We start from the raw sequence: 19,211 nt of genomic DNA, 5'->3' as shown, positions 1-19,211 counted from the left end.
GCGGCGGCCTGCGAGGGGCCGCCCGAGGAACCAGCGCCACGGACGACGCCCAGTTTCGGCGGATATCATGACGGCATGCCCCGTCTGCTCCTCGGACTCGCCGTCATCGTCGTGGTGGTCACGATCTATGCGGTCGTGGATTGCGCCATGATGGCCAACGATCGCGTCCGCGGGCTGCCGAAGCCGGTCTGGATCGTCGTCATCATCGTCCTCCCCGTCATCGGGATCGTCCTGTGGTTCCTCATCGGTCGCGGACGGAAGAACACCGCCGTCGCCGCAGGACCGCGGGCCCCGGACGACGACCCGGCGTTCCTCGGCCGACTCGGCCGCGACGCCGAGCAGGACGACCGCATCCGTCGCCTCGAGGAGGAGCTCGCCGCGCTCGACTCCGAGTCACCGGAGCCCGACGGCCCCGCGGCCGGTCACCCCGAGACGCTGCCCGACGACCCGGCCGACCATGGAGCAGACCGCCAGGACGGCGATTCGCGCGACCGATAGAGTCCTCAGCATGTCTGACGGTCAACGCACCTCCCCCGAGGACCAGAGCCCAGCCCCCTCGACCGCGTTCGCCGCGGCCCTCCTCGAGGGTCTCGTGCGTCGCGGGGTCCGGGACGTGGTCGTGGCCCCCGGTTCTCGATCGCAAGCCCTCGCTCTCGCGGCCGCCGCGTTCGAGCGCGCCGGTGCCATCGCCGTGCACGTGCGGATCGATGAGCGGGCCGCCGGTTTCTTCGCGCTCGGGCTCGCGGTGGAGTCGAGGCGACCCGTCGCGATCGTCGTGACCTCGGGGACCGCCGTCGCGAACCTGCACCCCGCCGTTCTCGAGGCCCACCACTCGCTCGTACCGCTCATCCTGCTCACCGCGGATCGTCCGGAGGAGCTGCGCGGCATCCGCTCCAACCAGACCACCGCCCAGCCGGGGATCTTCGCGAAGGCGACCCGGTTCGCCGTCGACGTCGCCGCACCGTCGGGGCTCCGGAGCGAGTCCCGAGCGGCAGACGAACTCGCCGACAACGCGGTGTCGTTCGCCGCCGGCCGCGGCGAGGCCGGCGCGGGGCCGGTCCACCTCAACCTCGCCTTTCGGGAGCCGCTCTCCTCGGGATTCGTCCATGTGCCGCATCAGCTCGTCGACGCCCTGACGGACGAGGGCGGTCTCGTCACGCCGCCGGCGGCCGCTCCGACCGCGGTCTACCGGCCGTCGATCCTGCTCGATCGCGACAAGCGCACGGTCGTCATCGCCGGCCACGCGGCCGGACCCGCGGCGGAGTCGTTGGCTCACGCCGGCGGCTGGCCGCTCATCGCGGAGGTGTCGAGTGATGCGCGGTACGGACGCAACCTCGTCGTCGCGTACCGCCGCCTCCTCGCAGACCCCGCGCTCGGCGGCCGCATCGAGCGCGCCGTGGTCTTCGGGCATCCGACGCTCAGCCGGGAGGTCCCCGCGTTGCTGTCACGAGAGGGGATGGACGTCACCGTCGTGGCCCCCACTGGAGGCGAGGTGTACAACCCGGGTCGTCGAGCCGTGCGTGTCGTGTCCGCCGTCTCCGTCGTGGAGGGGCCCGTCGACCGGCAGTGGCTCGGGAGTTGGATCACGGCGTCGCGCGGGATCGCCGAGGCGGAGTCGCGGGACAGTGCGCCCGACCTCGAAGCCGCGCGCTCCCACGACCCCGCCGAGCGGCTCGCCTACGTCAAGGCGGAGTTCTCCGCCGTGCGACAACCGATCGATCGTCGCCTCCTCGTCGAGGCGGTGTGGCGGGCGACGTGGCCGCACGACCGGCTCGTCCTCGGGGCGTCCCGACTGATCCGCGAGGCCGACGCCGTCGTGGGCGGGAAGAAGGTCCGGGTCCACGCCAATCGTGGCCTCGCGGGAATCGACGGCACGATCTCGACGGCTCTCGGTATCGCGACGGCGAGTCAGCGCGCGGGGGGTGCGGGAGTCACACGCGTCCTCGTCGGCGACCTCACGGCTCTGCACGACATCGGCGGGCTCCTGCTGGCAGCGGGCGAGACGCCGCCGCGCCTGCAACTCGTCGTCGGCGACGATGGCGGCGGCACGATCTTCGATGGACTCGAGGTCGCGACGTCGGCGCGGAAGGACGATATCGACCGCGTCCTCTACACCCCGCGGTCCGTCGATTTCGAGGCGCTCGCCCGGGGATTCGGGTGGGGTCACGCGCGCGCCACGACGCGCGCGGAGCTCGATCAGGCTCTCACCGCTCAGACGAGTGCGCCGACACTCATCGAGGTCCCGCTCGAGCGCTGAGCACTGGACCGTGGCGGGGTGTCGCCCATCGGTCGGAGGGACGAGGATGAGGGCATGGACTCCACAACCCTCACCATCGGCCCGGGCTTCAGACTCTCCGACGTCGACCCCGGCTCGACCCCCGGATTCACGTCGCGGGGCTCACGGAGCCCGAAGAAGCGGGGGAAGACGGAACTCACGGCGCGCGTCGAACGGCTCGCGGAACTGCAGGAGCGGCTCTTCGCGTCGAGCACAGGCGGTGCTCGCGACTCCGTGCTGCTCATCGTCCAGGGCATGGACACCGCGGGAAAGGGCGGCATCATGCGGCACGTCGTCGGCGCCGTCGACCCCCAAGGTGTGACGATCACCGCCTTCAAAAAGCCCACGGATGAGGAGCTCGAGCACGACTTCCTCTGGCGCGTCGAGCGGCGGGTGCCGACGCCCGGCCTCATCGGCGTCTTCGACCGCTCGCACTATGAGGACGTCCTCATCGGTCGTGTCCGTTCGCTCGCCGGTGAGGACGAACTCGAGCGGCGCTACGGGGCCATCGTCGAGTTCGAGCGCGGGCTCGTCGAGCGCGGCGTCCGAGTGGTGAAGGTCATGCTGCACGTGGGCCGCTCCGAGCAGAAGGAACGCCTCGGCGAGCGGCTCGAACGCGCGGACAAACACTGGAAGTACAACCCCGGAGACGTCGACGAACGGTTGCTGTGGGACGACTACCAGGCGGCGTACCAGGTGGCGATCGAACGGACCTCGATTCCGGAGGCGCCCTGGCACGTCGTCCCCGCGGACAAGAAGTGGTTCGCACGCCTCGCCGTGCAACAACTCCTCATCGACGCGCTCGAGTCCATCTCTCCGCAGTGGCCGACGGCCGACTTCGGTGTCGAGCGCGAGAAGCAGCGGCTCGCGGCGACCTGATCCCTCCAGTCGGGTCCCGGGTGGACGCGAATCCGTGGTCTTGGGGCCGGCGACCGCGGACACATGTGACGACCCGGGAGGGGGATCCGCGGGAGGTGGAGGGGGCGGATCAGCCGAAGGCGTCGACGATGGGGCGGAACTTCATCCGCGTCTCGGCGAGTTCGGCCGCCGGATCCGAGTCGATGACGATGCCGCAGCCGGCATATGCGGTGACGTCGCCGTCGGGGTCGACCTGTGCGCAGCGCAGCGCGATCGCCCACTCGCCGTCGCCCGACGCGTCCACCCACCCGACGGGACCCGAATAGCGACCCCGGTCGAAGGGCTCGAGTTCGGCGATGAGCGAGACGGCCTCCTCGCGGGGGGAGCCGGCCACGGCGGCGGTCGGGTGCATCGCGTCGATGAGGTCGATCGAGGAGGCGCCGCCGTCGAGCGCTCCCTCGAGATCGGTCGCGAGGTGCCAGAGATTCGGCAGTTTGAGGGCGAACGGCACCTCGCTCGTCGCGAGGTGCCGCGTGTGCGGACGGAGCGACTCGACGGCGCTCCGCACGGCGAACTGGTGCTCGTCCTGGTCCTTCGTCGACGTCACGAGCGCGAGGGCCGCCTTCTGGTCGGCGTCCGCGTTGACGCCGCGCGAAGCCGTTCCGGCGAGCACCCGAGCGCCCACCGTGCCGGCTTCGACACGGACGAGCGTCTCCGGGCTCGAGCCGATCAGTCCGTCGACGGCGAAGGTCCAGCAGTCGGGGTATCCGAGGGCGAGGTCGGTGATGACCCGGCGCAGATCGGCTCCGGCGGGGACGTGCCCCGTGAGCTCCCGAGCGAGCACGACCTTCGAGAGGGCACCGCTCGCGATCCGGTCGATCGCGTGACCCACGTGCTCGACGTATCCGTCGGCGGTCTCCTCACCGGCGGAGAGGGAGATGCGGAATTCGTCGCCGAAGCGCCGTGACGCGGTGAGCCGGGAGTCGTCGTCGGGCTCGTCCGCCCGGCGGATCCGTGTCACGAAGGTCGTCGACCCGTGCCGCCCCACGATCGTGCGCGGCACGATGAGGACGCTCGGCTCCTGCGAGTCGGCGGAGAAAGCGAAGGTCCCGAAGGCGACCAGTCCGGATCCCGACACGCGGACGCCGTCCGTCACCGTGGCGGCGGCCGCCACGTCGCGCCACGCCGCGGCGGCCTCCCTCATGCGGTCTGCTCCCCGGAACTCGAGCCGCAGGGCCTCACCGATTCCGACCAGGCCGTCTCCGCGTCGCGACCACACGAGCGGACGCTGTGCGTCGGCGTGGGCGAGGAGGGGACCGATACCGTCGACCCGTCTCGTCGAGGCGACGAGGGCTGGGGGCGTGCCGGTACTGATCACGGATTCAGCCTAAGCCCGGTGGGCGGTCGCGTCGGGTGTCCAGCGGCGGCGTCAGTCAGCGCCGGGGCCGCCGACGCCGGCGCTGTTCGGCACGACGAAGTACCAGACGTCCGTCACGTCGTCCGGACAGCCGACCGGCAGGGCCAGGGCGTCCTGCCGGTCGTCGAGGCTTCGCACGGCGCCCTCGTAGCGCAGCGGCTGTCCGAGCCCGAACGGCGCCATACCGACGGCCGTGACGACCCCGTCCTCGAGTGTGGTGCCGTCCGGGAACGCGACGAGGAAGCGCTGCCCGTCAGTGGATTCGAGGCCGAGGCAGCCATCGCCGAGGTCGACGAGCGTGCCGGCGGCGAGGACACCGTCCGACGCGGCGCCGTCGGAGACGTAGACCGCGGCGCGGTAAAAGCCGTCCTGGAGGGGCGTGACCGACTCGGAGCGGGTCGACGACGGCGCGACGGACGGATCGGACGAGAGGTCCGGGCTCTCCGCCACTCGTGGCCCGGCGGCGCAACCGGCGAGGAGTGCGGCGCTCGCGGCGACCACCGCTCCCGCTCGACCACGTCCGTGCCGCTCCATGCCTCCAGTCTCGGCCGCGTCCGACGGCGTGTCCACCCGGTCGGCGCCCAGGCTCCGGGTGATGAGCGGTCCTAGACTGGCGGGGTGAACAGCAAAGCCGATCTCTCGAAGCAACCCGGCCAGGTCTCGGCGATGTTCGATGAGGTGTCGACGCACTACGACCGCACCAACACGGTCCTCTCGGTGGGCAACGACCGACTCTGGCGCATCGCCACGACGCGCGCGGTCGACCCGAAGCCGGGCGAGCGCGTGCTCGACCTCGCCGCCGGGACGGGGACCTCGAGTGCCGCCTTCGCCGCGTCGGGTGCCCACATCGTCGCGGCCGATTTCTCGCCCGGTATGCTCGAGGTCGGGCGGCAGAAGTACGGACACCTCACGAACGTCGATTTCGTCGAGGCCGACGCGACGGCCTTGCCCTTCGGCGACGCCGAGTTCGACGCCGTGACGATCTCCTTCGGGCTCCGCAACGTCGAGGGGCCCCAGACGGCCATCGCCGAGATGCTCCGGGTCACGAAGCCCGGCGGCCGCATCGTCATCTGCGAGTTCTCGACGCCCCCGAACCGTGCCTTCCGCGGACTCTACGACTTCTACCTCGACCGCGTCATGCCCACGGTCGTCAAGGTCGTGAGCTCGAACTCCGACGCCTACGACTACCTCGACGAGTCGATCAAGGACTGGCCGGCGCAGCCCAAGCTCGCGGCGTGGTTGCGCGAGGCCGGCTGGCGCGACGTCGCCTGGCGCAACCTTACGGGCGGCATCGTCGCGCTGCACCGGGGTCGCAAGCCGCTCGAGACCGCCTGACGACGAGCGCGTTTGAGGTGATCGACAGGTCCTACATCCGGCCCCGCCGGCCAATCCATGTCTTGATCGCGCTGACGCCTCTATGGGCGCCCTGCCTTGAGCATGCGTGTGCCTCCTCGTTTCGCTAGCAACATTAGATAGGCGGCGGGATCAGTAAGCGATTGCCTGGGAAAATATTCCGCGGAGACATTCGCAAATAGTCTTTACTGGTCTCACAAGAAGTTACTTGCCTGAAGAAGTTCCCACTGGCGTCTTTCCGCGTGGCACGACGGCTGCTGTAAAGAAAGCCACTGAGGAATTACAAATAGGAGGTGAAGCGTGGACAAGTATCGCCTTCCTAGTGTTGATTTCGATTCGCCTCTCGTGGAGCTTTCTTTCGAACTCGAACGTTTCCGCGGAAACCTAGGGCTTGGTACTACACGCCCGCAACTCATCATCGAGTTGCACAGCCTGTTTCAAATTCTGTCAAGCGTCATCTCAGCCCGCATCGAGGGCAACAGGACCACCGTTTACGACGCTATTCGGGGCCCCTCGGGTGATGACGAGCAGCAAAGCGAGGCCCAGCGAGAGATCAACAATCTTCTCGCTGCGATGCGTCTGATCGACGAGCTGCCGCCGGAAGCTCCGTTGACGCATTCGCTCGTGCGCGAGTTTCATCGCATGACCGTCGACGGCCTGACACGGGAAGGCGACCCGACCCCGGGCTCCTATCGTGTCGTAGACGTAGAAATATTGAACTCAGCTCATACTCCGCCGAGCCACGTTTACGTGCACTCTGAAATGAGCGATTTTCTGGAGTTCGCAAACAGGCCGTTGCCTGCGCACCAACAGATGATTCACGTCGCGATTGCTCACCATCGTTTCCTCTGGATTCATCCTTTCAGGAACGGTAATGGGCGGGTCTCTCGACTCGTGACCTACTTCATGATCAGACGGAACGGGTTCGTCAGCCCTGTAGGGCTTCGTACGGTCAACCCCACAGCTGTCTTCGGAAACGATCGAGACGAGTACTACGCCTCATTGGAAGCGGCCGACGATCTCTCAAACAGTGGCACTGTGCTGTGGTGCACCTTCTTCGCACGTGGCGTACATGACGACCTTGAGCGCCTAACGAAGCTTCAAGACGCCGAATACCTGAGCCGAGAAGTCTTGGCTCCGACCATCCAAAGGATGCGCGAGTCCGGGATTCTCAATACGGCGGAGAGCAAAGCGCTTCAGATCGTCTTCGACCAGGGAGTCGTGAAAGCGGGAGACCTAGAGGATGCGTTCCCAGGTGGGCCATCGGCACGCTCGGTGGCTATTCGAGCGATGGTAGAGCGCGGATTGCTGCAGCGAGCCGATGCGGGACCGCGCTTTTATACGGCATCACTTCACAATCCGGTGATCGGGCCTTTCCTGGTGCGGCGCTTCAACGAATTGGGTTTCCTTCCGCCGATGCTGCAGAACGACAAACTCGAGTAGGGAGTGTGATTGCGGTGCGCACATCGGGCCTACAGGGGATTCCACAGCGATACAGCGTCGTCGAGGGGACGATCGCGGCGACCCGTCGCGCGCTCGAGGACGGCGTCGTGACGAGCGTCGAACTCGTCGCCGCGTGCCTCGAGCGCATCGCGCGGTACGACCGACACGGCATCCACCTCAACGCCGTGCCCGTGCTGGACCCGAGGATGTTCGAGGAGGCCAGGGCCTCGGACGAGCGGCGGCGGACGGGACGGACGCTCGGTCCGCTCGACGGCATCCCCTACACCGCGAAGGACAGCTACGCCGTCGAGGGCCTGACGGTCGCGAGCGGGTCGCCGGCCTTCGCCGACCTCATCGCCTCGCGCGACGCGTTCGCGATCGAGCGGATGCGTGCCGCGGGGGCCGTGCTCATCGGGCTCACGAACATGCCGCCCATGGCCGACGGCGGGATGCAGCGAGGCCTCTACGGTCGAGCGGAGAGCCCGTACAACGCGGACTTCCTCCCTGCCGCCTTCGGATCCGGATCGTCGAACGGCTCCGGCGCCGGGACGGCCGCGAGCCTCGCGATCATCGGGCTCGGTGAGGAGACCTGGTCCTCCGGCCGGTCGCCCGCGTCGAACAACGGCCTCGTCGCGTACACGCCGTCGCGCGGCGTTATCTCCGTGCGTGGCAACTGGCCGTTGTATCCGACGATGGACGTCGTCGTCCCGCACACGCGGAGCGTCCCGGACCTGCTCGAGCTCCTCGACGTCCTCGTCGCCGACGACCCCGAGCCGCGTGGGGACTTCTGGAGGACGCAGCCCTGGGTCGCGTTGCCGCCGCTCGCCGACGTGCGGCCCGCCTCCTACGCTGCGCTCGCCGACGACGGCGCGCTCGCGGGGGCGCGTATCGGTGTGCCGCGCATGTACATCAACGCCGACGAGGAGATCGCCGAGCCGATCGTGACGCGCGAGTCGATCATGGATCGTTGGAGGAGCGCGCGCACGCTCCTCGAGTCGCTCGGCGCAACGGTGATCGAGACGGACTTCCCGCCCGTGACGAACTACGAGGGCGACCGGCCGGGCACCCCGACGATCGAGACGCGTGGACTCGTCCCTCCCGGCTTCAGCGCGATGGAGTGGGAGCTCGGTTCGATCTACGCGTGGGACGAATATCTGCGCGCGAACGGCGACCCCGCGCTGAACCGGTTCCGCGACGTCGACGGTGCCTTGCTCTTCCCCGAGAACCCGGGCGACATCCCGAACCCGGAGAACCTCGCGGAGGAGCTCGCGCGCCTCGTCGAGATCGCGAAGCAGCGCGACATCGGCCTCGACGATCTCCCCGGCATGGCCGAGGCGGTGCGCGGCCTCGAGGAGACGCGGCGCATCGACCTCGAGCAGTGGATGGACGAGCAGGGTCTCGACGCGATCGTGTTCCCCGCGAACGCCGACGTCGCGCCGGCCGATGCGGACGTCGATCCGGCCTCGAGCGAGATCGCCTGGCGGAACGGCGTCGCGTTCTCGAACGGCAACTCGATCCCCCGGCACCTCGGCATCCCGACCGTCACCGTGACGATGGGGCTCCTCGACGACATCGGGATGCCCGTCGGGCTCACGTTCGTCGGTCGCGCCTACGACGATGCGTGTCTGCTGGCGCTCGCCGGCGCCTTCGAAGCGGCGGCGGAGGCGCGTGTGGCACCGCCGCGGACGCCGGAGCGCGCCCTCGACGTGTTCCCGCGTGCAGCGGTCGTCCCTCCGGCGGCGAGGCCGGCTGCGGCGCCCGTCGTAGTGCTCGACGCCGGGGTCGAGCCGGGCGCGGACGGCACCGTCGTCGTGCGGGCGCGCATCGAGGTCGAGAGCAGGTCGCCGCTCGCCGACCTCGTGGTCACGGTCGACGGCGAGCAGGTGCCGGTGAGTCCGGAGGGCGACGAGCACGATCACCGGACCGTCGTCGATGTCGCCGTCCCGCGGGGGCCCGAGGTGCACGCGTACCGCCACAGCCGGTGGCGGGAGCCGTACGGGTCGATCGTCGTCGTCCGTGTGCGGGACGAGACCGGCGGCGTTGAGGCCGCCTACTCCGTGGTCGGCGGCATCGCATGACGAGCAGCGCGACCCATCGACGGACCCTCCCGCTCCGCCACCACATCGACGCGTTGACGCTCGATCCGATCCGCCCGACGCACCCGCTCACCGCGCCACCCATTCTCGAGGAGCACTCAGCATGACCGTCAGGATCCTCATCGTCGGCGCCGGAGGCGTCGGTTCCGCCGCGGCGCGCATCGCCGTTCGCCGTTCCTTCTTCGAGACGCTCGTCGTGGCGGACTACGACCCGGCCCGGCCGAAGAGCCTTGTCGCCGCGGTCGGAGATGATCGCCTCGTCGCCGCGCAGGTCGACGCGTCGAGTACCGACTCGGTCGCGGCCCTCATCCAGGAGCACCGCATCACCCACGTGCTCAACGCGGTCGACCCGCGCTTCGTGATGCCGATCTTCGACGGCGCGTTCGCCGCCGGTGCGACGTATCTCGACATGGCCATGAGCCTGTCGAAGCCGCACCCCGAGAACCCCTACGTCGAGACGGGCGTGAAGCTCGGCGACGAGCAATTCGCGAAGGCCGACGAGTGGGAGGCGGAGGGACGGCTCGCGCTCGTGGGCATCGGTGTCGAGCCCGGGCTCTCGGACGTGTTCGCCCGCTACGCCGAGGACGAGCTCTTCAGCGAGATCGATGAACTCGGCGTGCGTGACGGCGCGAATCTCGTCGTGGCCGGCCACGACTTCGCGCCCTCGTTCTCCATCTGGACGACGATCGAGGAATGCCTCAATCCGCCCGTCGTATTCGAGCAGGATCGCGGCTGGTTCACGACGGCGCCGTTCAGCGAGCCGGAGGTCTTCGATTTCCCGGCGGGCATCGGTGCCGTCGAGTGCGTCAACGTCGAGCACGAAGAGGTCCTCCTCATGCCGCGCTGGACGAAGGCCAAGCGAGTGACCTTCAAGTACGGCCTCGGCGACGAGTTCATCGACGTGCTGAAGACGCTGCACAAGCTCGGTCTCGACAAGACGGAGCCCGTGATGGTGAAGGGCGTCCCGGTCTCACCGCGCGACGTCGTCGCGGCCGCCCTCCCGGACCCCGCGACCCTCGGCGACAGGATGACCGGCAAGACCTGCGCCGGCGTGTGGGTGCGCGGCACCGGCACCGACGGCCGGCCGCGGTCGACGTACCTCTACCACGTGGCCGACAACGAGCAGACGATGGCGGAGTACGGCTCGCAAGCCGTTGTGTGGCAGACGGCGATCAACCCCGTCATCGCTCTGGAACTGCTCGCGACGGGTGTCTGGACCGGGACGGGCGTGCTCGGTCCCGAGGCCTTCCCCGCGAAACCGTTCCTCGACCTCCTCGCCGCCCCTGCCCCGCACGGCTACGACTCCCCATGGGGGGTGGAGGAGAAGCCGCTCTGACCTGCAGCGCGAGCGCTCCGTCGGCGATGTTGCTGCCAGTCCGCTGCTACCCCGTCGGCGTGGCATGGGCGCTCGGATAGGCTGAGGGTGTGAATCCAAGCGCCCCCACGCGAGGGTCGAGCCTGTCCAAGCAGTTGGGGCTCGCCGAACGGATGTTCGCCACCCCCGAGACGAAGCGTTTGCTCTCCGCGATCGAGGAGGGTTTGGACGCCGTCGAAGCGAGCCTCGCCGCCGAACTGAGCTTCACCGACGACCTCGCCGATGCCACCAGCCGTTACCTGCTCGAAGCGGGCGGCAAGCGCGTGCGTCCCATGCTCCTGCTGCTCACCGCGCACCTGGGCGAGGGCGTGACGGATGACGTCGTGACGGCGGCGAAGGCCATCGAGATCACCCACCTCGCGTCGCTCTACCATGACGACGTCATGGATCACGCGGATCGCCGCCGAGGCGTTCCGAGCGCCCATACGGTGTGGGGCAACTCCATCGCGATCCTCACGGGCGACCTCCTCTTCGCGCGCGCGTCGAACCTCATGGCGAGCCTCGGCGAGGGAGCCATCCGCCTCCAGGCCGAGACGTTCGAGCGCCTCGTCCTCGGTCAGCTGCACGAGACCGTCGGCCCCAAGGAGGGCGACGACCCGCGCGCGCACTACATCCAGGTCCTCGCCGACAAGACCGGCTCCCTCATCGCGGCCGCCGCCCAGGCCGGAGTTATCTTCTCGAACGCCCCGTCGGAGTACGAGGCGGCCGTCGTCGAGTACGGCGAGAAGGTCGGCGTCGCCTTCCAGCTCGTCGACGACGTCATCGACCTCTCGGCCGCGCCGGAGCAGACGGGCAAGGTGCCCGGCACGGACATCAAGGCCGGCGTCGTGACGCTGCCGCTGCTCATCCTGCGTGAACGCGCCGCGAGCGACGCGGCCAGTGCCGCACTTCTCGAGCGCATCGAGCGGGGTGCGAGGGCCGGCGAGGACTCCGCGGACTTCGACGCGGCCATCGCGGAGCTCCGCGGCCACCCCGCGACCGCCGACACGCTCGCCGAGGCCCACCGGTGGGCGCGCGAGGCCGTCGAGGCCCTCGACGTGCTCCCCAAGGGACCCATCAAGAACGCGCTCACGCGATTCGCCGACTCGATCGTCGAACGCAGCAGCTGACCATCGCCGCTCGCGGCATCATCGCACCTCGGACGCGCCCGGCGCCGTCCGTCAGCAAGGAGAACGCCCCGTGAAGTTGAGACTCGCGATCGTCGGAGCCGGCCCCGCCGGCATCTATGCAGCGGACATCCTGCTCAAGCACGAGCGGGCGTTCGACGTCTCGATCGATCTCTTCGAGCGACTCCCCGCACCCTACGGCCTCGTGCGCTACGGTGTCGCACCCGACCACCCCCGTATCAAGGGCATCATCAACGCCCTCCGTGATGTGCTCGACCGAGGCGACATCCGCATTTTCGGCAACGTCGACTTCGGCACCGACATCACTCTCGACGACCTCAAGCAGCACTACCACGCCGTCATCTTCTCGACGGGAGCCGTGCGCGACGCTCCGCTCGACATCGAGGGCATCGACCTCGAGGGCTCGTACGGCGCCGCGGACTTCGTCAACTGGTTCGACGGCCACCCCGACGTGCCGCGCACGTGGCCGCTCGAGGCCCGCGAGGTCGCGGTGCTCGGCAACGGAAACGTCGCCCTCGACATCTCGCGGATCCTCGCGAAGCACGCCGACGACCTCCTCACGACCGAGGTCCCCGACAACGTCTACGAGGGTCTCAAGGCCTCTCCGGTCACCGACGTGCACGTATTCGGCCGCCGGGGCCCTGCACAGGTGAAGTTCACGCCGCTCGAACTCCGCGAGCTCGGCGAGTTGCGCGACGTCGACATGATCGTCTACGACGAGGACTTCGACTACGACGACGCGTCGAAGCTCGCGGTCGCGTCGAACAAGCAGGTCATGGTCATCGACCGGGTACTGCAGCAGTGGCGCCAGCGCGAGACGGGGTCGGCGAGCCGCCGCCTGCACCTCCACTTCTACGCGAAGCCGCTCGGTCTCGTCGACGACGGCACCGGCCGCGTGTCGGCCTTCCGCTACGAGCGCACCCGACCGGACGGCGAGGGCGGTGTCGTCGGCACGGGCGAGATCCGGGAAATCCCGATCCAGGCGTTCTACCGCGCCGTGGGCTACTTCGGCTCCCCGCTCGCCGGTGTCCCGTTCGACGAGGAGCACGGCGTCATCCCCAACCACGAGGGTCGCGTGTTGCACGCCGAGAGCAACGAGATCCTGTCGGGCGTCTACGCCACGGGCTGGATCAAGCGTGGACCCGTCGGCCTCATCGGCCACACCAAGTCCGACGCGATGGAGACCATCTCGCACCTCGTCGGAGACCAGAGCGACTGGTGGAGCCCAGCGCACCCGGACGAAGAGAGCGTCCCCGCCCTGCTCGCTGAGCGCGGCGTCGAATTCACGACGCTCGACGGCTGGCACCGGCTCGATCAGCACGAGCTCGCCCTCGGCGCTGCCCGGGGCCGCGAGCGAGTGAAGGTCGTCCCGCGTGAGGAGATGGTGGACGTCTCGCTCGATCGCGTCTCCTCGGATGTCGACGGCTCGACGCACGTCTCCGACTAGGGGAGTTCTCCACACCCGCCATCCCTGCGTGGCGGGGATGGCGTCGATAGGCTGACGCCATGACCAACGATCAGGGGAATCCGGGCCAGAATCCGTGGCCGCAGCAGCCGTCCGGGCAGCCTCAGCCCTACCCGCAGCAGCAGCCGTACGGTCAGCAGTACGGTGCCCCCTCCGCCGGCCAGCGTCCTCCGCGATCGTTTCGGGAACCGCTCGTCGGCGCGATCGCCGTGGTCGTCGTCGCCGTCGTGCTGACGATCCTCAATACCGTCAGCACCCTGACGTTCGGCTACGGCAGCGAGTACATCGGTCAGAGGCTCATGTATCTCGTGCTCCCGATCGCATTCGCGGGCCTGGCCTTCGTCGGCGCGGCGTTCGTGTCGCCGATCGATCGCGCGGCCACGCGAACCGCGTTCCTCCGCAGCGCGCTCATCGCCGGCGGACTCGGGGCCGCAGCACTCTTCCTCCTCACGACGGTGCTCACACTCGTCGAGGGTGGCGACTTCCTGGCGAGCTTCGTCAGCAGTGGGATCGTCGGCACCCTCTCTCAGTCGATCGAGTACATCGCGGTCTTCATCGCGGCGATCCTCCTCGACCGCCTCGGGCGCAACCGGACCTCGTAACGCCACACGTCATGGCGGAGGGGCAGTGGCGGGACGACGTGCTCGGAGACGACTTCGAGCAGCTCGTGCTGCCCCTCGCGGACGACGACGAGGGGGAGGTGCGCGCGACTCTCGTGCGTCACCGCCCCCGCGACTCGTGGGCCCGCGCCGTCCTGCACGTGGGCGGACCGCACCCGGCACGAGGCGCGGACGTCCTGTACGTTCACGGTTGGTCCGACTACTTCTTCCAGCGCGAACTCGCCGAATTCTGGGCGTCGACGGGTGCACGCTTCCACGCGGTCGACCTGCGGAAGTACGGGCGCAGTCTGCTCGACCATCAGACACCCGGCTTCGTGACGTCGCTCGAGACCTACGACGAGGACATCGAGGCGGCCCTCGCCGCCATGGGCCACGGGGCCGACGACCACCCGTCGAGACCGTTGATCCTCATGGGGCACTCGTCGGGGGGACTCACCCTGAGCCTGTGGACGGACCGGCACCCCGGCCGGGTCGCGGCCCTCGTCCTCAACAGCCCCTGGCTCGAGTTCCAAGCCCATCAATTCGGCCGCGTCGCGTTGTCGCTGGTGCTCGAGATGAGCGTACGCGTCGATCCGCTGGGCATGCTGCCGAACGTCGACTTCGGCTACTACACCCGCGCCGTCTCCTCGACGATGGAAGGGGAGTGGGACTACGATTTGCGCTGGCGGCCCGAGCGCGGATTCCGCACGCATCGCGCGTGGCTGCGTGCGGTACTCGCGGGACACGCGTCCGTCGCGGCGGGCCTCTCGATCGACGCGCGGGTGCTCACGCTCGTGTCCGCGCGCTCGACATTGCAGCCTCAGTGGTCCCCGCTCATGCTCGAGACCGACGGTGTGCTCGACGTCGCCGACATCGCCCGTCGATCGCTCCAACTCGCCCCGACGGTGACCGTCGCCCGGATCGAGGGGGCGCTTCACGATGTGATGCTGTCGCGCCGACCGGTGCGAGAGCATGCGAAGACCGAGGTCCGTCGTTGGCTCCGGAGCGCCCTCGAGCGGTGAGCAGCCCGTTCAGAGGAGCGGACCACTCGCCCGGGTGTCGATCGCGGGGACCGGTGCCGCGACGCGGGACGGGGGGAGTGGCGCCACCGTGACGACACGGTTCCGTCGCGCCCACCAGATGCTGAGGGCGGCCCCGAGGATGCACATCGCCATCGGGACGAGCATGAACGGCCCGCCGGTCCCGGCGTCGCGCTGGAAGACCTGGTCCGTCTGTGACATGAGCGCCGTGGGAACGAGGAGGAGCACGTTGTTCGTCACGTGGATGAGGATGGGGGCCTCGAGCCCGCCCGTGCCGCGCGCGGTGAGGGAGAGAGAGGCGCCGAAGACGAAATAGTAGGCGATGAGCCACGGGTCCCCCGCGAGGTGCGCGACGGCGAAGATCGCCCCGGACACGAGCGTGCCCACGACGAAAGCAGCCGTCGGGTTTGCGAGCCAGGAGCCCGCCGAACGCTGGATGAGTCCCCGCGTACCGAACTCCTCTCCGGCGGATTGCAGTGGAGTCGTCAGGATGACGACGGCGACCATGGCGATGACGGTGCCGTCGATCACCACGGCGTCGAGCGGCGAGAGGAGGAACGACCCCCCGACGTAGACCGCCCACACCGGCACGATGACGAGCGCGAGGCGGCCGACCCAGTTCCAGCGGAACCGGCCCTCGACCGACGACATCCACCGCGGTCGGACGCCGAAGAGCCACCACTGCAGGAGCACCGCGACCGGCCACATCGCCGCGAGGGCGAGGTTGTTGGCGAGCATCGACCACGGGGTGAGGGTGATGGCCCCCGACGTGAGGTCGTCGAGTGAGTACGCTCCCGTCAGCAGATCGACGGCGATCGCAGCGACGCTCAGTGCGACCGAGAGAACGAGGAACACCCCGGCGAGGAGGATGATCGCGAGGGCACCGCGCCACCAGGCGGGAGCGACGCGGAGGGCGTGGTCGTAGGTCGCGGTCACGGTCGTGGCGGTCGCGGTGGGCGGCGACGTCGGATCGGCAGCGGGCGCCGGGATTCCGGACCCGGCCGACGGCGAAGGTGGCGTGAACTCGGTCATGACTTCACGCTAGGGGTTCCGCGGAGCGAACGCCTCCGCCCAGGGGCGGTCGACGCGAGGGGGAGGGGACACATCAGTCTTCTGCGGTGGCGCGGAGGGCGATCCACGCCTCCGTCCGAGCGGCGAACGAGGAGAGGTCCCGTCCGATGAGCTGCTCGATCGTCGAGATCCGCGCGCGGAGGGTGTGCCGGTGCACGCCGAGGCGGCGGGCGGCCGGATCCGTCTGCCCATTCGCCTCGAGCCAGGCCTCGAGACTCGCGAGAAGCGCCGCGTCATGCGCGATCGGCCGCAGGACGGCGGCTGCGATATCCCGGGAACCCGGTCGCTCGAGCAACCAATCGACGCCGCGGGAGCCGAGCTCCCCGGCGTGCACGACGGGAGATGCGGCGGTCGCGGCGGCGAGCGCCGCTCCGGCCTCGCGATGGGCACGCGGGAGGTCGGGGAGACGTGTGGGTGCCGAGACGCCGATGCGTGCACCGTCATGAACGAGCGCGCCTGCTGCGGCACGGATCCGTTGCGGCGTACCGATGAGCACGCGACCGTCGTCGATCCACGCGTCGAGGACCGCCGCATTCGCCGCACGGGAGTCGGCCGTCGTGCCGTCGCCGGGCTGGACGCGGGCGACGATCACCTCTCCCTCGGCAACGCGCTCTCCCAACTCGGCGAGGACGGCGGCGGCGAGGTCGGCGCGGCCGTCGAGGAGGGCTCGCACCGCCGCGCTGCGAACGGCGGAGCGGGCCCGGGAGAGGATGCGCCCTTGCTCGAGCGCGACGCCGACGAGGGCCACGACGCTCGTCACGACGGTCTGGTCGGATGCGTCGAGGTCGCGTTCGCCCACGACGGCCAGAGCGCCGCGGAGCTCGGAGCGGCGACCGATCGTCTGCAGGGTGACCGTCGTGCCGTCGAGGTGCATCGTCGAGCTGGAGCGTTGGCCGCGGCGGAGGAGCCGCGCAGCCTCGGCCCCGATGTCGCTCCGGTGGCTGGCCGCGAGCGCGGGTCCCCCTTCGCTCTCACCGTGGGTCACGGCGCCGGACGCATCGAACAACAGCACCGACAGGTCGAGCTGGCGGGCGAGTTCCGCGAGCGTCGCGTCGAGTCCCTCGGGTCGCAGGGCGGCGAACGAGATGGAGCGCATCGCCCCGAGTGCCCAGGCGTCACGAGCGTGTTCGGCGGCGGCGACACGGTCGGCGACGAAGCGCGCGATCGCGATGAAGGGGACGTCATACGGCACCTCGAAGAGCGGGAGGCCCCGGGTGGCGCACGCGCGCACGAGGGCCTCCGGTGTGCCGGCCGTGACCACCTCGGTCCCGAAACCCAGGGCGGCCACTCCGCGAGCGGTGAGTCTCTCGACGTACGCGTCGTGGTGGTCGCCCTCCGCCGCGAACTGCGTTCCTGTCGTGAGCAGGACCTGGCCGGGGTCGAGGAACGGCGTCGGATCGGAGAGGTCCGAGCTGTGCGCCCACGACACCTCGGCGTCGAGCGCGCCGTCCGCTCCGCCGTCGAGCACTGTCAGCCGCAATGACGCCTCACCGACGAGAGCGCGCACGGTGGGATGCATGCTGAGGAGTCTAGAACCCGATATGCCATGGTGTCGATCCTGAGCAGGCTTTATGGACAGAGTGTCCATCGACGCGGGGTGCCGCGGCTTCTAGCATGGGCGGAGCGGCATCGGCGCACAGGCCGGCCGCTTCGACGCTCCGGGAGGCACGGACCATGTCCATCGACACCGCCACGATCACCGCTCAGACCCTCGACCGGGACGAGCTCGTGCAGGAACGACGCCTCGTCACCGAGATCCCCGGTCCCGTGTCGCAGGAACTCATGACGCGCAAGCTCGCGGCCGTGTCGTCGGCGGTGGGAACGACGATGCCGGTCTTCGCGGCGCGCGCCGGCGGCGGCGTCGTCGTGGACGTCGACGGAAACTCGCTCATCGACCTCGGCTCGGGGATCGCGGTCACGGGAGTCGGCAACAGCGCACCGCGCGTCGTCGCGGCGGTCCAGCAGCAAGTCGCCGACTTCACGCACACGTGCTTCATGGTCACGCCGTACGACTCGTACGTCGCCGTCGCCGAGGCGCTCAACCGCCTCACGCCCGGTGACCACGACAAGCGAAGCGCCCTCTTCAACTCCGGCGCAGAAGCGGTCGAGAACGCCGTCAAGATCGCGCGTTCGTACACGAAGAAGCAGGCCGTCGTCGCCTTCGACCACGCGTATCACGGCCGCACGAACCTCACGATGGCGCTCACCGCGAAGTCGATGCCTTACAAGAGCGGCTTCGGCCCCTTCGCCTCGGAGATCTACCGCGCGCCGATGTCCTACCCCTTCCGCGACGGGCTCACCGGTCCGGAAGCGGCGAAGCGCGCGATCTCGCTCATCGAAAAGCAGATCGGCGCGGACAACCTCGCGGCGATCATCATCGAGCCGATACAGGGTGAGGGCGGCTTCGTCGTCCCCGCCGAGGGCTTCCTGCCCGCGCTCGTCGAGTGGGCGAGCGCGAACGGCGTCGTCTTCATCGCCGACGAGGTCCAGACCGGCTTCGCCCGCACCGGCGACATGTTCGCCTCCGACCACGAGGGCATCGTCCCCGACCTCGTCGTGACGGCGAAGGGCATCGCGGGCGGACTGCCCCTCTCCGCCGTGACCGGTCGCGCCGAGATCATGGACGCCCCGCACGCCGGGGGACTCGGCGGCACCTACGGTGGAAACCCGCTCGCGTGCGTTGCGGCCCTCGCGGCGATCGAGACGTACGAGGAGGACGGCCTCGTCGACCGGGCGCGCGGCATCGGCGAGAAACTCGTCTCGCGATTCCGGGAGGCGGCGGCGTCGGACGCGCGCATCGGCGACGTCCGCGGGCGGGGTGCCATGATCGCGGTCGAGTTCGTCGATCCCGAGACGAACGAGCCCGACGCCACGCTCACGGGTCGCGTCGCGAAGGCCGCCCACGCCGAGGGCGTCATCGTCCTGACGTGCGGGACGTACGGGAACATCATCCGGTTCCTGCCGCCGCTCACCATCCCGGACGCGCTGCTCGACGAGGGCATCGACGTCGTCCTCCAGGCGCTCGCCGCCTCCTGACCCCCCTCTACCTCTCGTGAGGTGTCACAATCGGCCGCTATCCGAGCCGGAATGGC

General features: G+C 69.4%; 15 protein-coding genes and 1 pseudogene. 12 read left to right on the top strand and 4 right to left on the bottom strand.

All coding sequences use genetic code 11. From position 1 onward, the window contains the following. The first annotated feature begins 75 nt into the window (after positions 1-75). From ELQ92_RS12630 to ELQ92_RS12620, 3 genes are read left to right on the top strand one after another with little or no spacing between them, the layout of a single operon-like run. On the top strand, positions 76-498 hold the full coding sequence (locus tag ELQ92_RS12630) for a PLDc N-terminal domain-containing protein (protein ID WP_128499519.1): 423 nt from the start codon (positions 76-78) through the stop codon (positions 496-498). 10 nt (positions 499-508) lie between these two features. Further along, positions 509-2,257: a 2-succinyl-5-enolpyruvyl-6-hydroxy-3-cyclohexene-1-carboxylic-acid synthase gene (menD, locus tag ELQ92_RS12625; protein ID WP_208004370.1), complete on the top strand. Its 1,749-nt coding sequence runs from the start codon at positions 509-511 to the stop codon at positions 2,255-2,257. Between the two features lie 54 nt (positions 2,258-2,311). Beyond that, a complete protein-coding gene (locus ELQ92_RS12620) occupies positions 2,312-3,154 on the top strand; it encodes a PPK2 family polyphosphate kinase (RefSeq protein ID WP_128499515.1) in 843 nt (280 codons plus the stop codon). Between the two features lie 109 nt (positions 3,155-3,263). Here the strand turns inward: ELQ92_RS12620 and ELQ92_RS12615 are convergent, their stop codons facing one another. Together ELQ92_RS12615 and ELQ92_RS12610 are read right to left on the bottom strand one after the other, a co-directional pair. Then, positions 3,264-4,508: an isochorismate synthase gene (locus ELQ92_RS12615; RefSeq protein ID WP_128499615.1), complete on the bottom strand. Its 1,245-nt coding sequence runs from the start codon at positions 4,506-4,508 to the stop codon at positions 3,264-3,266. Positions 4,509-4,562: 54 nt separating this feature from the next. Next, complete coding sequence (locus ELQ92_RS12610; RefSeq protein WP_128499513.1) at positions 4,563-5,084, bottom strand: hypothetical protein; 522 nt, start codon at positions 5,082-5,084, stop codon at positions 4,563-4,565. An 84-nt stretch (positions 5,085-5,168) separates the two neighbouring features. Here ELQ92_RS12610 and ELQ92_RS12605 point away from each other — a divergent pair, with 84 nt between their 5' ends. The 8 genes and pseudogenes from ELQ92_RS12605 (at position 5,169) to ELQ92_RS12570 (ending at position 15,030) form a co-directional block, all read left to right on the top strand. Then, positions 5,169-5,885 (top strand): demethylmenaquinone methyltransferase, encoded by a 717-nt coding sequence (locus tag ELQ92_RS12605; RefSeq protein WP_128499511.1) that lies wholly within the window; start codon positions 5,169-5,171, stop codon positions 5,883-5,885. A 318-nt stretch (positions 5,886-6,203) separates the two neighbouring features. Next, complete coding sequence (locus tag ELQ92_RS12600; RefSeq protein ID WP_128499509.1) at positions 6,204-7,346, top strand: Fic family protein; 1,143 nt, start codon at positions 6,204-6,206, stop codon at positions 7,344-7,346. A gap of 38 nt (positions 7,347-7,384) precedes the next feature. After that, positions 7,385-9,037 (top strand): annotated as a pseudogene (locus ELQ92_RS12595) (amidase); the annotation flags it as partial. A 508-nt stretch (positions 9,038-9,545) separates the two neighbouring features. Next, on the top strand, positions 9,546-10,778 hold the full coding sequence (locus ELQ92_RS12590; RefSeq protein ID WP_128499507.1) for a saccharopine dehydrogenase family protein: 1,233 nt from the start codon (positions 9,546-9,548) through the stop codon (positions 10,776-10,778). Positions 10,779-10,867: 89 nt separating this feature from the next. Beyond that, entirely contained in the window at positions 10,868-11,926 is a 1,059-nt protein-coding gene (locus tag ELQ92_RS12585; RefSeq protein ID WP_128499505.1) for a polyprenyl synthetase family protein, read from the top strand. Positions 11,927-11,996: 70 nt separating this feature from the next. Next, positions 11,997-13,391: an FAD-dependent oxidoreductase gene (locus tag ELQ92_RS12580; RefSeq protein ID WP_128499503.1), complete on the top strand. Its 1,395-nt coding sequence runs from the start codon at positions 11,997-11,999 to the stop codon at positions 13,389-13,391. A gap of 59 nt (positions 13,392-13,450) precedes the next feature. Then, entirely contained in the window at positions 13,451-14,011 is a 561-nt protein-coding gene (locus tag ELQ92_RS12575) for a hypothetical protein (RefSeq protein WP_128499501.1), read from the top strand. Positions 14,012-14,022: 11 nt separating this feature from the next. After that, positions 14,023-15,030, top strand: a complete 1,008-nt coding sequence (locus tag ELQ92_RS12570) for an alpha/beta hydrolase (protein WP_128499499.1) — start codon at positions 14,023-14,025, stop codon at positions 15,028-15,030. Between the two features lie 9 nt (positions 15,031-15,039). On the opposite strand, the gene ELQ92_RS12565 is transcribed toward ELQ92_RS12570, so the two are convergent. Together ELQ92_RS12565 and ELQ92_RS12560 are read right to left on the bottom strand one after the other, a co-directional pair. After that, positions 15,040-16,080 carry a CPBP family intramembrane glutamic endopeptidase gene (locus ELQ92_RS12565; protein ID WP_128499497.1) on the bottom strand — a complete coding sequence of 347 codons (1,041 nt, stop codon included), beginning with the start codon at positions 16,078-16,080 and terminating at the stop codon, positions 15,040-15,042. Positions 16,081-16,153: 73 nt separating this feature from the next. Next, a complete protein-coding gene (locus ELQ92_RS12560; protein ID WP_166426786.1) occupies positions 16,154-17,638 on the bottom strand; it encodes a PucR family transcriptional regulator in 1,485 nt (494 codons plus the stop codon). A gap of 155 nt (positions 17,639-17,793) precedes the next feature. On the opposite strand from ELQ92_RS12560, the gene gabT reads away from it, so the two are divergent. Next, positions 17,794-19,155: a 4-aminobutyrate--2-oxoglutarate transaminase gene (gabT, locus tag ELQ92_RS12555; protein WP_128499493.1), complete on the top strand. Its 1,362-nt coding sequence runs from the start codon at positions 17,794-17,796 to the stop codon at positions 19,153-19,155. Positions 19,156-19,211: the final 56 nt, after the last annotated feature.

Source organism: Labedella populi (genome assembly GCF_004078655.1).
Classification (GTDB): domain Bacteria; phylum Actinomycetota; class Actinomycetes; order Actinomycetales; family Microbacteriaceae; genus Labedella; species Labedella populi.
This window is presented reverse-complemented; position numbering and strand designations above follow the sequence as displayed.

Excerpts from the sequence above, each read along its gene's own strand:
- ELQ92_RS12630 (WP_128499519.1), top strand. The coding sequence starts at position 76 with ATGCCCCGTCTGCTCCTCGGACTCGCCGTCATCGTCGTGGTGGTCACG.
- menD (WP_208004370.1), top strand. The coding sequence starts at position 509 with ATGTCTGACGGTCAACGCACCTCCCCCGAGGACCAGAGCCCAGCCCCC.
- ELQ92_RS12620 (WP_128499515.1), top strand. The coding sequence starts at position 2,312 with ATGGACTCCACAACCCTCACCATCGGCCCGGGCTTCAGACTCTCCGAC.
- ELQ92_RS12610 (WP_128499513.1), bottom strand. The coding sequence starts at position 5,084 with ATGGAGCGGCACGGACGTGGTCGAGCGGGAGCGGTGGTCGCCGCGAGC.
- ELQ92_RS12590 (WP_128499507.1), top strand. The coding sequence starts at position 9,546 with ATGACCGTCAGGATCCTCATCGTCGGCGCCGGAGGCGTCGGTTCCGCC.
- ELQ92_RS12575 (WP_128499501.1), top strand. The coding sequence starts at position 13,451 with ATGACCAACGATCAGGGGAATCCGGGCCAGAATCCGTGGCCGCAGCAG.
- ELQ92_RS12570 (WP_128499499.1), top strand. The coding sequence starts at position 14,023 with ATGGCGGAGGGGCAGTGGCGGGACGACGTGCTCGGAGACGACTTCGAG.
- ELQ92_RS12565 (WP_128499497.1), bottom strand. The coding sequence starts at position 16,080 with ATGACCGAGTTCACGCCACCTTCGCCGTCGGCCGGGTCCGGAATCCCG.
- ELQ92_RS12560 (WP_166426786.1), bottom strand. The coding sequence starts at position 17,638 with ATGCATCCCACCGTGCGCGCTCTCGTCGGTGAGGCGTCATTGCGGCTG.
- gabT (WP_128499493.1), top strand. The coding sequence starts at position 17,794 with ATGTCCATCGACACCGCCACGATCACCGCTCAGACCCTCGACCGGGAC.